Source organism: Vibrio vulnificus CMCP6, assembly GCF_000039765.1.
GTDB lineage: Bacteria > Pseudomonadota > Gammaproteobacteria > Enterobacterales > Vibrionaceae > Vibrio > Vibrio vulnificus_B.
The window spans coordinates 547,966-563,713 of sequence record NC_004459.3 but is presented as its reverse complement, the minus strand read 5'-3'; the positions used below and the strand labels follow the sequence as shown (position 1 = coordinate 563,713).

Below are 15,748 nucleotides of genomic sequence, written 5' to 3'. Positions count from 1 at the left end.
CAGAAATACCAACACAGTTTATGCTGGTATGTATGACTAACTATGCGTTCTAATTATTCGTATTTGTATGTTTATGCAATAAAAACGTTCTAAATTCTTAACAATAAATGAGGCTTTATGTTGCACTGAATTCACAACGTATAGGTTATTGTGAAAAAGGTCAAGTTGTTAGTGAATAATCACGTCAATATGCGATTTACCACGTAATGGTCTAAATAAGGTGTTTAAATTCAAAAAGATAGATTTTTTATTGTTACAATTTTGCAACATAAATGAAGTCTGGAGAAGAAAAAAGACCAGCATAAAATGCTGGTCAAAAGAAAAAGTTTGGAAGGATTGGATTATCTTTCTTTACTCGGATAGGTTTCTTGACCGCTCCGAGTAAAGAGTAGGCAATTAAGCAGAAAGCATGAGTGAATCGGCTTTTGCTTCCAGATTGGTATTGCCCATTAGGTATTGGTCGATAGCACGTGCACATTCACGACCTTCGTTGATACAGCGCACCACCAAAGATTGACCAGTACGCATATCACCTGCGGCAAATACGCCTTGTTGATTGGTCTGGAAATCTTGAGTTGCCACGTTACCGCGTTCATCCAGCGCGACATTCAACTGCGCAAGTACACCATGCGGTTCTGGGTGAAGGAAACCCATCGCCAAGAAAGCCATATCACATGGAATCACGCGCTCGCTACCTTCGACTTCTTTGAAGCTTGGGCGTTCGCCTGGTTGTGCATCTTGCCAAACAATGTCTGCAAGACGTAGACCTGTGACTTCACCTTTGTCGTTGCCGATGAACTCTTTGGTCAGAATATTCCAATGGCGATCAACCCCTTCTTCATGCGAAGTTGAGGTGCGAAGAATCATTGGGTATTGCGGCCAAGGCATATTGGCAGGGCGCTTTTCTGGTGGCACAGGCATGATTTCTACTTGAGTTACACTTGCAGCACCATGACGGTTAGAAGTACCCACACAGTCTGAACCAGTATCACCACCACCGATCACGACAACATGTTTTCCTGCTGCGTGAATTTCTTCACCTTTAAGGTCCATTTCATTTGCTCGGCGGTTGTTTTGTGCGAGGAACTGCATCGCAAAGTAAACGCCTTTCAGTTCGCGGCCAGGGACAGGAAGATCGCGTGGTACGGTCGAGCCGCCAGTAAGCAGTACAACATCGTATTCTTGGCGAATTTGCTGTGCGTTCACATCCACACCAACATGTTGATTCACCTTAAACTCAACCCCAGCTTCTGCCATGAGATTGATCTTGCGGTCAATGATGTCCATGCCCAGTTTGAAATCTGGGATACCGAAACGCAGTAGACCACCGACTTTCTCATCGCGCTCGAAAACCGTCACCGAATGGCCCGCACTATTGAGCTGCTCTGCAGCGGCTAAACCTGCTGGGCCTGAACCGATGATCGCGACTTTCTTACCTGTACGCGAACGCGGTGTTTTAGGTTTGGCGTACCCTTCACGATACGCCGTTTCTACAATGGTTTTCTCAATGTTACAGATGGTGATTGGGTCTTGGTTGATGCCCAAGACACAAGCACTTTCACATGGCGCAGGGCAAACTCGTCCGGTGAACTCTGGGAAGTTGTTGGTTGAACTTAGAATGTTCCACGCTTCTTCCCAACTGTCGCGATAAACCGCATCGTTAAATTCCGGAATGATGTTACCAATTGGGCAGCCGTTGTGACAAAACGGCACACCACAGTCCATACAACGAGACGCTTGGGTATTAATTTTCTTACCAAACTCCGCGTTGAGTACGAACTCTTTGTTGTTTTTGATTCGCTCTGCTGGTGCAAGCTTCTTTGGAAGCTCGCGTCCAAACTCTAAAAATCCAGTCGGCTTACCCATTACACTGCCTCCGCTTCACGTTGCTTTGCTTCTGCCTTGCGTTTTTGTAGTACCGCTTTGTAATCACGTGGCATGACTTTTACCAAGGATTTCAAGCTGGTTTCAAAATTGGCAAGGAAAGCTTGAGCCACTTCACTTCCTGTGAACTGAACATGTTTGTTCAACATATCCAGCAGTAGATCTTTGTCTTCTTGTTCGATTGGATCGAGGTCAACCAGTTCAGGGTTCAGTTTCGACTGGAAGTCACCTGATTTGTCCCAAACGTAGGCCACGCCGCCACTCATACCGGCGGCAAAGTTGCGACCTGTTGAACCGAGGATAATTGCGACACCACCGGTCATGTATTCACAGCCGTGGTCACCAACGCCTTCAACGACCACTTTGGCACCGGAGTTACGAACACAGAAGCGCTCGCCAGCCAGGCCACGAATGTAAGATTCACCGGATGTTGCACCGTAGAAACAAACGTTACCCACGACGATGTTGTCTTCTGGCACCAGTGTAGAGTTGCTGTCTGGGTAGAGCACCAGCGTACCGCCAGAGAGACCTTTGCCCCAGTAGTCGTTCGCATCGCCTTCTACTTCAAACGTCACGCCTTTCGCGAGGAAAGCACCAAAGGATTGGCCAGCAGAACCTTTGAACTTGACGTTCATTGGTTGTGGTAAACCTTGGTCTTTGTACACTTTCGAAATTTCGTTCGACAGCATGGTACCCACAGAGCGATCGGTGTTGATGATTGGGAATTCCGCGGTTACCGCCAAACCGTCTTCCAGTGCTGGTGTCGCCACTTGAATCAATTGACGATCAAGTACCGCTTCTAGCTGGTGGTTTTGTTTGGTTTGACAGTAAATGCCATCTTGCTCGCGAGGCTGCTCTAGGAAGAGAACTGGAGAAAGATCCAAATTCTTGTATTTCCAATGAGAAACGTTGTCGCGTACTTTGAGTTTTTGCGCCTGACCCACCATCTCATCCACAGTACGGAAGCCAAGTTCCGCCATGATTTCACGCACGCCTTGTGCCATGTAGAGGAAGAAGGTCACCACGTCTTCTACGCGGCCATCAAAGCGCTCACGTAGCGTTTTGTTCTGAGTTGCAATACCAACAGGGCAAGTGTTTTTATGACACTTACGCATCATGACACATCCTTCAACCACGAGGGCAGCAGTCGCGACACCCCATTCCTCTGCACCCAATAGCGTTGCGATTGCGATGTCTCGAGGGGTTTTCATCTGGCCATCGGCTTGAACTACGATACGGTTACGTAAGCCGTTCTTCAGCAGCGTTTGGTGTGTTTCTGCAAGACCAAGCTCCCAAGGTAGACCGGTGTGACGAATCGACGAAATCGGTGAAGCACCGGTACCACCATCGTGACCGGCAATCAGAACCACGTCGGCTTTTGCTTTTGCCACGCCAGAAGCAATTGTCCCCACGCCAGCTTCCGAAACCAGCTTAACGTTGACACGGCCTTTACGGTTGGCGTTTTTCAAGTCGTAGATCAACTGAGCCAAATCTTCGATCGAGTAGATGTCATGGTGTGGCGGTGGCGAAATCAAACCAACCCCAGGAGTGGAGTGACGTGTTGCACCAATCCAATCGTCGACTTTGTCGCCCGGTAGCTGACCACCTTCGCCCGGTTTTGCCCCTTGTGCCATTTTGATCTGAATTTCGTCAGAGTTGGTGAGGTAGTAAGAGGTCACACCAAAACGGCCTGAAGCAACCTGTTTAATCGCAGAGCGTTCTGAATCGCCATTTTCATTCGGTGAGAAGCGAATTGGATCTTCACCACCTTCACCGGAGTTTGATTTCGCGCCGAGACGGTTCATCGCGACCGCTAGAGTCGAGTGTGCCTCGTAAGAGATAGAGCCAAATGACATTGCGCCAGTGGCGAAACGTTTGACGATGCTCTCTACGGGTTCCACTTCATCGATTGGGATTGAACCCGCAGGATTTTTCACGAAATCAAGTTGGCTACGTAGGGTAACGGCTTTGTCACCTTGGCGATCCACTTCTGCCGCGTATTTCTTGAACTCTGCGTAGTCTTTGTTACGAGTAGAGTGTTGCAGCAGGTGAATGGTTTCAGGGTTAAACAGGTGTTTTTCACCACGTTGTTTCCACTGATAAACACCACCCACATCGAGCATTTGAATTGGGATTTCACGAGTTGGGTAGCCTACGCGATGACGCACTAAGACTTCTTTAGCGATGTCATCTAAGGTCAAACCTTGAATACGTGTAACGGTACCGGTGAAGTATTTTTCGACCACCGCTTTGCTGATACCAAGGGCTTCAAAAATTTGCGCACCGTGGTAGGACTGCAGCGTCGAAATACCCATTTTCGAGAAGATCTTTAATAGGCCGCCGTTGACCCCTTTACGGTAGTTGTTGAAGTACTCTTCAACCGACACGTTGGCATCCAGCTTTTTACGACGTTGTAGATCAACGATCGTTTCAGTGACCAGATAAGGGTTCACCGCATTGGCGCCATAGCCCACGAGCGTGGCGAAATGGTGTGTTTCGCGCGCATCACCCGTTTCCACTACGATGCCACATTTGGCGCGTAGCCCTTTACGAATCAGGTGATGATGAACCGCACCCACTGCTAACATCGCTGGAATCGCTGCGTGGTTAGAGTTTACGGCACGGTCAGTCAATAGAATGATGGAGTAACCGTCGATCACGGCATCTTCCGCGTACTGACAAATACGTTTGAGTGCGCGTTCCAGTTTGCCAGCGTCTTCGTTGGCTTGGAATACGATATCTAACGTTTTTGCTTGTAAGTGTTCGTTGTCGATAGCACGCAGTTTTTCGAGCTCAGCGTTTGAGATCACTGGAGACTCAAGTTCTACTTTGCGGCAATGAACCGGCGATTCTGCCAGTAGGTTCTGATCTTTACCGATGTAGGTATTGAGTGACATTACCATACGTTCACGGATCGGGTCGATCGGCGGGTTAGTCACCTGAGCAAACAACTGCTTAAAGTAGTTAGCTAAATGCTGAGATTGATGCGATAGGATCGCAACTGGCCAGTCAGCCCCCATCGAACCAAGGGGTTCATAGCCGGTTTGTGCCAACGGCAGAATGATCTCATTCACTTCTTCTGCGCTGATGCCAAACGCTTGCTGGCGATGCAATAGACGCTCTGGAGAAGGTTGGCTGTGTACGTTATCGGCATCTGGCAGCGATTTTAGGCTGAGCAGATTGTCCGTTACCCACTGCTCATACGGCTGAGCGTTGGCAATCGAATCTTTCACTTCTTCATCGGAAATGATGCGGCCTTGTTCGAGATCGGCGACGAAGATGCGTCCTGGCTGCAAACGGCCACGGTATTCAACGTTTTCTGGTGGGATTTCCACGACGCCAGATTCGGATGCCATGATCAGCATGTTGTCTTTTGTCACGGTATAGCGTGACGGGCGCAGACCGTTACGGTCTAGTGTTGCACCAACTTGTACACCATCGGTAAAGCAGACAGATGCAGGGCCATCCCACGGTTCCATGATGTTGGCATGGTATTGATAGAAGGCACGGCGTTTTGGATCCATGGCTTTGTTTTCTTGCCACGCTTCAGGAATCATCATCATCAGCGCGTGCGGCAGACTGCGGCCTGAAAGCACCAGCAGTTCCAACACCATGTCAAAGTTGGCAGAGTCAGAAGCACCTTCCTGACAGATCGGCAATAGCATGTCGATCTCTGCTTGCGTGAAGAGCTTAGATTCTAAGATCGCTTCGCGTGCTTTCATCCAGTTAAGGTTGCCGCGAACCGTGTTGATTTCACCGTTGTGCGCAATGTAACGGAAAGGTTGAGCCAAGCGCCATTTCGGGAAAGTATTGGTAGAGAAACGAGAGTGCACAAGAGCCAGTGCGGTGACCATGGTCGGGTTTTGTAGGTCTTGGAAATACTGAGGCACTTGCTCAGTGGTTAGCTGACCTTTATAGACCAAGGTTTTGTAAGACATCGAGTTGATGTAGAAGTCATCCCCGATATTCGAAACGCTCTCAAGGCAAACGCGTACGGTGTAGTTACGCAGCACATACAGCTTGCGCTCAAGTTCTTCTGGTGAGGTACCTGGGCCGCCGGAAATAAACACATGCTCAAATTGAGGCTCTGTGCTTAGCGGATCGGCGCCAATCATCGAATTGTCGGTTGGCAGAACACGATAGCCAATGATATCCAAATCAAGGCGTTTCGCATTGCGTTCTAGGATGTCACGGCATTGTTCGCGTTTGTATTCATCTTTCGGGAACAAAACGACACCGACACCGTATTTCTCAAAAGAAGGTAGCTTGATACCAAGCTTGACCGCTTCTTCTAACAAAAATTCGTGAGGCTTTTGCAGCAAAATACCCGCACCGTCGCCACTGCATGGATCGCAGCCTTGACCACCACGGTGTTCCATGCGAGCTAGCATATCTAGAGCTTGAGTCACAACTTGATGGGATTTGCGGTTTTTGAGATGAGCGACAAAACCGATACCACAGGCATCATGCTCTAGCTCGGGAGTATAAAGCCCTTGCGAACTTTGCTCTCTATCTACCATAGATACTTCCTTCCAGTTCTAGAAGGCGCAGCAACACCAATACGATGAGATCGCATTCTCGGGTTGAGCACCTTGTCCTTTATAGTTTTGAATCGCAATCAACCAGAGGGGGTTGATTTTGAGTCCTTTCCGTATCCCACAGGAAAAATTTTGTGGGAAAAACAATCCTTGGTGATAAGCCTGTTTTATTGGTCACTTTTTAGTGATTTATATAGGTTGGAGTGGCTTATCGCAGACATATTCCGCATTTGATTTTGTAATAAAGCTCACAAAAATGACGGTTATGTGTAAGTATCCTACAATTTTGTGACTAAGGAATGCAACGAAAAGTAACCAGAGTTAGGCAAAATTCTTGTTTAAAAATGCACTTATTGTTTAACAAATATGCAACATTGGCTTGTTTTGCTTTTATTTATGCATGTTTATTGATTTTTGCCATGAAAAGCTTCGTTTGAATTCACTAAAATTTTGTGTTTTTTCTTGCAGGTGTGTAATTAATTTACATAAACCGTAGTGAGATTGATTGCGGTTTACAATTGGTGGTTTTCAATGCAATTACATGAGCTAGTGAATACGATTGGTCAGGATCTTCAGCGTCGATATGGAGAAAAAGTGCATAAATTGACGCTTCATGGAGGGTTTAGCTGTCCAAATCGTGATGGCACGATCGGCCGTGGTGGTTGTACTTTCTGCAATGTGGCGTCGTTCGCTGATGAGCAAGCTCAAGTCAAAAGTATTCGAGAGCAATTGACCGAACGAGCGGGAGAGGTGCATCGCGCGAAGAAGTACTTAGCCTATTTTCAAGCTTACACCAGCACCTATGCTGAAGTGCAGGTGCTGAAAAACATGTATGAAGAGGCGTTGAAAGCCGCGGATATTGTCGGTCTTTGTGTCGGGACTCGCCCAGATTGTGTGCCAGATGCGGTATTAGACTTGCTCTCGGATTACGTGCAGCAAGGTTATGAAATTTGGCTGGAGTTGGGGCTGCAAACGGCCAGCAATAGCACCTTGAAGCGGATCAATCGTGGACACGATTTTGAATGCTATGCAGAGATCACTCAGCGAGCCCGTGCCTTGGGCATCAAAGTATGTACGCATTTGATCGTTGGGTTACCAAAAGAGTCTCGAGACGATAACTTCGCCACCTTAGAAAAAGTGATTGAGGTCGGTGCGGATGGCATCAAGTTACACGGTTTGCATATTGTTGAAGGCAGTACCATGGCCAAAGCTTGGCGTGCGGGTAAGTTGGATGCACCAGAATTGGAGCAATATGTCGAGATTGCCTGCGAAATGATTCGCCGAACACCGCCAGAGGTGATTTTCCACCGAGTCTCTTCAGCCGCTCGTCGTCCGACATTGCTATCGCCTTTATGGTGTGAAAATCGCTGGTTAGCCATGACTGCAATCGGTCAATACCTTGCTCAGCATGGCGGACAGGGCAGTGCGCTTGGCCATTCTTTTGTCTATACTAAACCGCAATTAAAATGCGGAATTCACCCTCAATAGTTGGTATAGTCGCCGCACACACAATTCATCTAAGAGTGAGAATGGACAAGCAGTTTGCATGGATAGCACACCTCGCAGAGCATTACGGCGCGATTATTTTAATGGCGGTGTTCGGCTATGTTGTGGCTCGGCTACTGCATCTTCGCTATCAACGAGAGCTTGATACGCTGATTCTCGATTTGATGTCCCCAGTCTTATTAGTCGATCTCACTGGGCAGCATGTTCTATTGGCAAACAGTGCGGCAATGCAGCAGCTTGGGGTTCGTCAGCTTAATCGAACGTATCTTTTTCCGGCGACGTTCGCCATTGAACAGTTGTCCAATTCGTTAACCTCACTCTCTGGGCGTCAGTTCAGTCAGCTTGCATTCGCCTGGCAAGCGTCGGAACATGAGCATCTTGACGTGGCGTTAAGTGGCCGCAAAGTTTACTACCGTGGTCAGCACTGCTGGCTACTGAATATCCAATTAAATCCTTCGAATCGCTCTCGTCATATGGACGATCTCGATGCCTTCTTAGTGGCGCAATCAGCGTTAGATTCGCTAAGCGAACTGATCTGCCTGAAAGACAATGACGGCAAAATTCTGGCCACCAACCGCGCTTTTGAACTGTTCTGGGAAGGGCGGAGAGATGAAGCGATTATGCCGGAAAGTCGCCTGATGAAAGGTCGTCAAAGCGAACGCCGCTGGACGACTGATCCGCAAGGGCGCAGTTGTTTGTTGGAAGTTAATCAAAGTTTATTAATGACCAAAGCGGGTGAGCCGATTGGCACTCTTAGCATCAGCCACGATGTAACAGAGTGGCATGCCATGCAGCAAAATCTACGAGATGAGATGGAGCGCCGCAAAGATACCGAGGTGGCGTTGGCACAGCGAGATACCATCTTACAAAACATTTTGGAAGCCAGCCCTGACTCGATCGGCATCTTCAATGAGAATCTGGTGTATCAAGCGTGTAACGAGCCATTCGTGCGAGCTCTGGGTATCGCGGACGTGAATGATCTCATCGGTAAGCGTTTGCAAGATGTGGTTCCCGGCGAGATGTACCAACGCCTCTCTGTGACGGACAGCCAGGTGTTGCACGAAGGTAAGTCGCTGCGTTATATCGATAAAGTGCTCGACAGTAATGGAGAATACGCTTGGTATGACGTAGTGAAGTCACCGTTTCGCGATCCCGCTTCAGGGACCAACGGTGTCTTGATCATGGCACGCGATATCTCTGAGCGTTATCTCGCCGAGCAGAAATTGGAAGCCGCAAACCTAGAGCTAGAAAAATTGAGCTTTATGGACAGCTTAACTCAAGTGTCCAACCGTCGCCGTTTTGATGAGCAACTGAATACTCTGTGGTTCCACCATGCCCGAGAAAAATTGCCGCTGACCATCATGCTCTGCGATATTGATTTCTTCAAAGAGTTCAATGATCGCTATGGCCATCAAGCAGGAGATGAGGCGCTAATCCAAGTTGCGACCGTTTTTAGTCAAGTTGTCAGCCGCTCGTCTGACTGTGTTGCGCGCTATGGTGGCGAGGAGTTTGCTCTATTGTTGCCCAACACTACGGCAGAAGGGGCTTTGAAAGTGGCGGAGAAGATCCACGCTTACATCGCTGAAAGCAACATAGCCCATCAAGGTTCCAAGATTGCAGGGCGAGTGACCATCAGTATTGGTTTGGTTTCTTACATTCCCTCCCCCGAAGATGTCCCTGATATGGGAGTGGCGCTTGCTGATAGCGCGCTTTATCAAGCCAAATCAGATGGCCGGAATCGCACTTGTGTTCATCCTATTTCTCTCTCTTCTGGCGAATCGCCGTCCACTTTGGCATAGGGTAATCCCCCTCACGCCAACTGATTTTCTATTGATTGCGCTTGTTGTGATTTCAATAGCTTAACCCTCAAGGGTAAACAAGCTAAACTAAGTGCGTGAATTTGATGTTGAAACGTGCCGCGATCGCCATTTTCATTACATGGTCTGTTCGATGTTTGCACGGCATTAAATGCTAATGTTGCCAACGACTTCACTCGTTCAGGTTGTCCTCTCATCTTTTGGAGCATTAAATGAAACCGATGAAAAACCTTGCCCAGTATTACGTTGATCTACTGGTTAAGCTGGGGATTGTGCGTTTTTCGATGTTGCTAGCCTTGGCGTTGGTTGCATTAGCTGTGGTGGTCCAAGTGGGCATCACCTTGGTGCTGAAAGGTAATGTGGATGATATCGATATTGTCCGCTCAGTCTTTTTCGGTTTGCTCATTACTCCTTGGGCGGTTTATTTCTTGTCAGTGGTGGTGGATCAATTGGAAGAGTCACGCCAGCGTCTCTCAAAATTGGTTTCTAAATTGAAAGATATGCGTTCACGAGATCAAGAGCTTAATGTTCAGTTGCAACAGAACATCGAGCAATTGAACCAAGAGATCGAAGAACGTATTCGCGCCGAAGAAGCCAGAGAAGAGGCAATGAAAGATCTCGAAAACGAGGTGTTTCAACGGGAACGGACCCAAGTGGAACTTGCGGAGCGTACGGCGTTATTGCGCTCTTTTATTGATGCCTCTCCGGATTTGATTTACTACCGCAATGCCGAGGGGGTGTTCTCTGGTTGTAACCGAGCGATGGAAGAGTTGACTGGCAAGAAAGAGCATCAATTGGTCGGCTTAAGCCCTTGGGATGTTTACAGCAAGGAAGTTGCTCAACAAATTGTCGATACGGATCAGCAAGTTTTTGCCAATAATCGCGCTTTGACTTACGAGCAGTGGCTTGAATACCCAGATGGTAGAAAACACTACTTTGAGCTGCGTAAAGTGCCGTTTTACAGCAAAGATGGGCGTCACCTAGGATTGGTTGGCTTTGGCCGTGACATTACAGAACGTAAGCGCCATGAAGAATCATTGGAAAAAGCGAGCCGCGATAAAACCACGTTCATTTCAACCATTAGTCACGAGCTTAGAACCCCACTTAACGGCATTGTTGGTTTAAGTCGTATGTTATTGGATACGCGCTTAACCGATGAGCAGCGCAAGTACATGCAAACCATCAATGTCAGCGCGATCACCTTAGGTAATATATTCAATGACATCATTGATATGGACAAGTTTGATCGCCGCAAATTAGAGCTGTTACCCGCTCCGCTTAACTTTGAAGATTTTGTCGCAGAAATCGAAAGCATTTCGGCACTTATGGCAGAACAAAAAGGATTGCGATTTGATTTAGAGCGTCTGAGTGAACTGCCTAAAGCCATCGAGGTGGATGCCACGCGCTTGCGCCAAGTCATTTGGAATCTCATCAGCAATGCGATGAAGTTTACCAAAGAGGGCGGAGTGGTCATGACGGTGAGTTCCGAAGTGGAAGAGGATTTTGCCACCATCATTATTGAAGTAGAAGATACAGGGATCGGGATTCCAGAAGCGGAACTGGATAAGATTTTTGCCATGTACTACCAAGTCAAATCGGGTAAAGATAACTTGCATGCCGTTGGAACCGGGATTGGTTTGGCGGTTTCACGCCAGCTGATCAACATGATGGACGGCGATATTACCGTCAGCAGTGAGGAAGGCTTTGGTAGTACGTTCACTATTTCGATTCACGTTCCTGTGATTGAATCTGCACCATCGACTGTGGACAAACCGAAAACCCAGCTCCATCTCAGTATCTTTATGGTGGAAGACATTGCACTCAACGTCACCGTTGCTCGCTCTCTACTTGAAAGTCTCGGCCACAAAGTGACGGTTGCGATGACAGGGGACGAGGCGATACGCTCCTTTGACCCGAGCCGCTACGATTTGGTGTTACTGGATATCCAACTGCCGGATATGACGGGGTTTGATGTCGCTGCGTACTATCGCAAACACTATAGCCAATTGCCACCGCTGGTTGCTCTCACTGCCAACGTATTGAAAGATAAACGAGAGTATCTAGACAATGGCATGGATGAAGCCATTAGCAAGCCACTTGCGGTACAGGCAATTCAAGATGTGATTGAAAAACTGATCATCAAACAAGAAAGCACCACGATCGAGATGGAAGAGGCAGAAGTTGTTGAGATCACAACCAGCCATGTAGAGAATCATATTTTGGATCTGGTGATGCTTGAATCCTACGTAGAGATTGTTGGACCGCAGCCCGTCCTCGATAGCATTCGTATGTTTGAAGAGATGATGCCTGAATACCTTGAAATACTCGATTCCAATATGATTGCAAAAGATCAACCTGGGATTGTTTCCGAAGCGCATAAAATCAAGGGAGCGGCGGGTTCGATCGGGTTGAAACGAATTCAAAGCGTTGCGCAAAAAGCGCAATCTCCAGACATGCCCGCATGGTGGGAAAATATCGCGGACTGGGTAGAAGAAATCAAGAATGAGTATCAAAATGATATTCAGATATTGAAGAGTTGGTTAGAACAGAGGTGAAGAAATGAAAAAACCATTAATTGCACTGCTGCCACTATTGCTGTTGGTAGGATGCACCTCCGAGCCAAACGTGAGTTGGCAGCAAGATAATCGTATCACCATTGCTGATACTCGCATTGAACTGGCCAGTAACCTTTGGATCAACCAGATGCCGACGCTAGGTGAATCGCAACAAGATAACCTGCATGGTGCTTTGTATCTCTCGTCGGATCGCGATCTGCCAGCTAGCTTAACAGTGAGTGAGTTAACGATTAAGCAAGGCGATCAAGAGTGGAAAATTGATGGCGATTTGCTTGAATTGCGCACGCACAGTGAGAATAAATGGGAAATTGCCTTTGTGTGGCAAGCGAATTTTGATCCAGAAAAGAATGTTGATTTGCTGGTGGAGCTCGATAATCACGGTAAACGTGAATGGTTAGTTGAGCGCAACATTACGATCGATAAAGTGTTTTAAGCCAAACGGATAGGGCATGACAAAATAAAAAAGGTTGGTAAACACCAACCTTTTTTTGTTTATGCGGTGCGCTTACGCTTCTAAATCACCACAGAAACGGTAGCCTTCACCGTGAATGGTTGCGATGATTTCTGGTGTGCCAGATACCGATTCAAAGTGCTTACGGATACGACGAATGGTCACGTCAACGGTACGATCGTGCGGCTTAAGTTCACGTCCCGTCATCTTCTTCAGAAGATCGGCACGAGTTTGGATCTTGCCCGGGTTTTCACAGAAGTGCAGCAATGCACGGAACTCTGAACGTGGCAGTTTGTAGCCATCACCCGATGGGCTGATGAGTGAGCGGCTGTTGATATCCAACACCCAACCGTTAAATTCGTATTTCTCAACCGAACGTTTTTCTTCCGGCATAACACTGCTGCTCATAGAGCGGCTTAGCAGGTTACGAGCACGGATCGTCAGTTCGCGAGGATTAAATGGCTTCGTGATGTAATCATCTGCGCCGATTTCTAAGCCAAGAATCTTGTCGACTTCATTGTCGCGACCGGTTAAGAACATCAAAGCAACATCGGCTTGCTCGCGGAGTTCACGGGCAAGAAGAAGGCCGTTTTTACCAGGCAGGTTGATGTCCATAATCACCAGATTAATACTATTTTCAGACAGCATGTGATGCATCTCATCACCGTTGCTGGCTTCAAATACAGCATATCCCTCTGCTTCAAAAATACTCTTAAGAGTGTTACGAGTTACTTGCTCATCTTCGACGATAAGAATCTGCGGGGTTTGCATTGGCGGTACCTAAATTTGTGACAAAATTGTACGAATAGAATAAATTCTAGGCAAAAACATAACATACAGGTAATGATTTTTTGATAATAAAACAAAGTGATCAAAAAAACACTTCTTTAAGTTATCTGCCTTCCGTGGGTTCTCGCCAAATGTATACAGTGTCCAACTGTTACTGGATTATTCTACTGGGTCTGTTTACCTTTCGACGCCTTTCGTCTGGTGTGGAAAGGTAAGCATCCCAAGGCTTTTGTGCGGATTCTATAATGTTAACAGCATGCTAACAATGAACAAATGTTAATTCCATTCACTTTGTTGATTTATATCAATTGATGAAATGTAACAATTATTAATCGATGGAGACTTATGATAAATAATGGTGAAACAACTGTAGATGCGTCATTATGGCATGCCTATTCAGCCTCTTTTTTCCATTTTAATGATGAATGGCAAAGCGATCGTTTCGCCATTATTACAGCATGGAACCCTGCGAGTATTTTGCAGTCAAAAAAAGAGAATTGCATAAGTAATCAGAAGTTAAAAACAAAGATTAATACGCGACGCTTTTGTTCTGTTTTAGTCGCCGATAAGGCGTGCTGCTGGAGCGAAGAAAGTTTTGCTGTCGAGATAAATTTGAATTACGCACTAAACTTAGCAAGAGAGTTCAAACAAAACGCGATTTATTTTGTTGAACAAGGAGAGCTTTTTTTAGTGTCTTGCTTGAGTGATGAAAGGAAAGAATCACTGGGGCCGTTTGACCAGCGCATCAGATAAGAAATTTTGAATTCGAGCCGCATGTTTGATGTGGCAAAAATTTTCTCAAGGAGGATATATGAAGGACATTACCCCGGATATCTGTGATCAACATGAAGACAAAGTCACTTTACTCAATTTGCCATTACAGAATTTTGGTCAGAAAGCGGCATTCTTCGGAGAGATTGTGACCGTTCGCTGTTATCACGATAACTCGAAAGTGCGAGATGTTTTGAGTGAAAATGGTAAAGGTAAAGTGTTGGTTGTGGATGGGCATGGTTCCTGCCAAAAAGCATTACTTGGCGATCAATTAGCGATATTAGCCATTGAAAATGATTGGGAAGGGGTGATTGTGTTTGGTGCCGTGCGCGACGTCGCCCAGATGTCACAGATGGAACTGGGGATTAAAGCATTGGGTACGTCACCATTCAAAACGGAAAAACGAGGGGCCGGTGAAGTCAATGTTACCTTAACCATGCACAACCAAATGGTGCAGCCAAAGGATTACATCTACGCCGATTGGAATGGAATTCTTATTTCCAAAGAGTTGCTTCAATTCTAAAAGCGGAAACCTAAACCAAACTCAATACCTTGTTGCCACTCTTGCAGGTCGAGAGTGGCATGCAAATCCAGTTGTTCGCTAATTTTGACTCGGCTTGTCACTTCTGCAGCAAAATTACCATTATGTTCAGTGCCACTTTCTTCCTGAACTTTGAAGGAACGAATGGTACTTTTCACTACCACCCGATCGCTAATTTGGTAACTCACGCCACTTAAAAAGCCACTCTGATTGGCTGTTTGCGAGTTATTGACACGAGCGCCCACGTAAAGGTCCACTGAATCAAACAATTGATAGGCGTAGCCTCCATCGATATTCCAGACATCAAAACTTTCTTCTGTTTGACTTTCACTGGTGAGAAACAGTTTGTGGGGCGACGTTTTCGTCGGGTTTAAAGCAGGCAAATTGTTGGCATATGCATGAGAAAACACAAAGAAAAGCAGCAAGATGAGCCAGTTTTTCATACCACTACTCCTTGTGATTATTATGAGGATTTTTTTATTGTATTCTCAAGTTAAGCACAAAATTCCTCCCATGTTGGGAAAAATTTTTCCGTCGAAGATCTAGGTTAGCGAGTTTTCTACAGCCATTTTGCTGAGAAGATCAAAATGCTGAGATTTAAGATCCTGAAAATGAGAACACGATCCTAAAATGTGCGCATATGCATAACCCCCGTGATAAAAAAAACGTAACTTTTTGTTGACGAACCGCTCGAAACTACGGTAAACGTAGATACAAGCAAACACACAAAAGCAATAGATAACGTTTTATGATTCTTAACAGCCAACTAGTAATGACCACCACCATTATTATTACCGACATCACACATGTTGGGGCAGGCTGCTGAGCGAAAGAACAAATTTCAAAAAAAGGCCTGTATCCAACAAGATACAGGC

At 46.5% G+C, this 15,748-nt stretch carries 10 protein-coding genes and 1 other annotated feature (1 of these 11 cut by a window edge); of the genes, 6 read left to right on the top strand and 4 right to left on the bottom strand.

Annotation, left to right across the window (positions count from 1 at the left end; translation table 11 throughout):
• Positions 1-396: 396 nt before the first annotated feature.
• Complete coding sequence (locus tag VV1_RS02700; RefSeq protein ID WP_011078641.1) at positions 397-1,866, bottom strand: glutamate synthase subunit beta; 1,470 nt, start codon at positions 1,864-1,866, stop codon at positions 397-399.
• A complete protein-coding gene (gene gltB / locus VV1_RS02695) occupies positions 1,866-6,404 on the bottom strand; it encodes a glutamate synthase large subunit (protein WP_011078640.1) in 4,539 nt (1,512 codons plus the stop codon). The genes VV1_RS02700 and gltB overlap by 1 nt, the downstream gene beginning before the upstream one ends.
• Positions 6,405-6,953: 549 nt before the next feature.
• Here gltB and mnmL point away from each other — a divergent pair.
• The 4 genes from mnmL (at position 6,954) to VV1_RS02675 (ending at position 12,754) form a co-directional block, all read left to right on the top strand.
• A complete protein-coding gene (mnmL, locus tag VV1_RS02690; protein WP_011078639.1) occupies positions 6,954-7,910 on the top strand; it encodes a tRNA modification radical SAM protein MnmL/YtqA in 957 nt (318 codons plus the stop codon).
• Between the two features lie 41 nt (positions 7,911-7,951).
• Positions 7,952-9,727, top strand: coding sequence for a sensor domain-containing diguanylate cyclase (locus tag VV1_RS02685; RefSeq protein ID WP_011078638.1), 1,776 nt, complete (start codon positions 7,952-7,954; stop codon positions 9,725-9,727).
• 230 nt (positions 9,728-9,957) lie between these two features.
• Positions 9,958-12,300, top strand: coding sequence for an aerobic respiration two-component sensor histidine kinase ArcB (arcB, locus tag VV1_RS02680; protein ID WP_011078637.1), 2,343 nt, complete (start codon positions 9,958-9,960; stop codon positions 12,298-12,300).
• A 4-nt stretch (positions 12,301-12,304) separates the two neighbouring features.
• Positions 12,305-12,754 carry a hypothetical protein gene (locus tag VV1_RS02675; RefSeq protein WP_011078636.1) on the top strand — a complete coding sequence of 150 codons (450 nt, stop codon included), beginning with the start codon at positions 12,305-12,307 and terminating at the stop codon, positions 12,752-12,754.
• 72 nt (positions 12,755-12,826) lie between these two features.
• On the opposite strand, the gene arcA is transcribed toward VV1_RS02675, so the two are convergent.
• Positions 12,827-13,543, bottom strand: a complete 717-nt coding sequence (gene arcA / locus VV1_RS02670; RefSeq protein WP_011078635.1) for a two-component system response regulator ArcA — start codon at positions 13,541-13,543, stop codon at positions 12,827-12,829.
• Between the two features lie 363 nt (positions 13,544-13,906).
• Here arcA and VV1_RS02665 point away from each other — a divergent pair, with 363 nt between their 5' ends.
• Together VV1_RS02665 and VV1_RS02660 are read left to right on the top strand one after the other, a co-directional pair.
• Positions 13,907-14,314, top strand: a complete 408-nt coding sequence (locus VV1_RS02665) for a DUF3293 domain-containing protein (protein WP_011149526.1) — start codon at positions 13,907-13,909, stop codon at positions 14,312-14,314.
• 58 nt (positions 14,315-14,372) lie between these two features.
• Positions 14,373-14,855 carry a putative 4-hydroxy-4-methyl-2-oxoglutarate aldolase gene (locus VV1_RS02660; RefSeq protein ID WP_011078634.1) on the top strand — a complete coding sequence of 161 codons (483 nt, stop codon included), beginning with the start codon at positions 14,373-14,375 and terminating at the stop codon, positions 14,853-14,855.
• On the opposite strand, the gene VV1_RS02655 is transcribed toward VV1_RS02660, so the two are convergent.
• Positions 14,852-15,316, bottom strand: a complete 465-nt coding sequence (locus VV1_RS02655) for a hypothetical protein (protein WP_011078633.1) — start codon at positions 15,314-15,316, stop codon at positions 14,852-14,854. The two genes, VV1_RS02660 and VV1_RS02655, sit on opposite strands and share 4 nt — an antisense overlap.
• Before the next feature lie 318 nt (positions 15,317-15,634).
• Positions 15,635-15,748 (top strand) — a sequence feature (Thr leader region) (it continues 9 nt past the right edge of the window).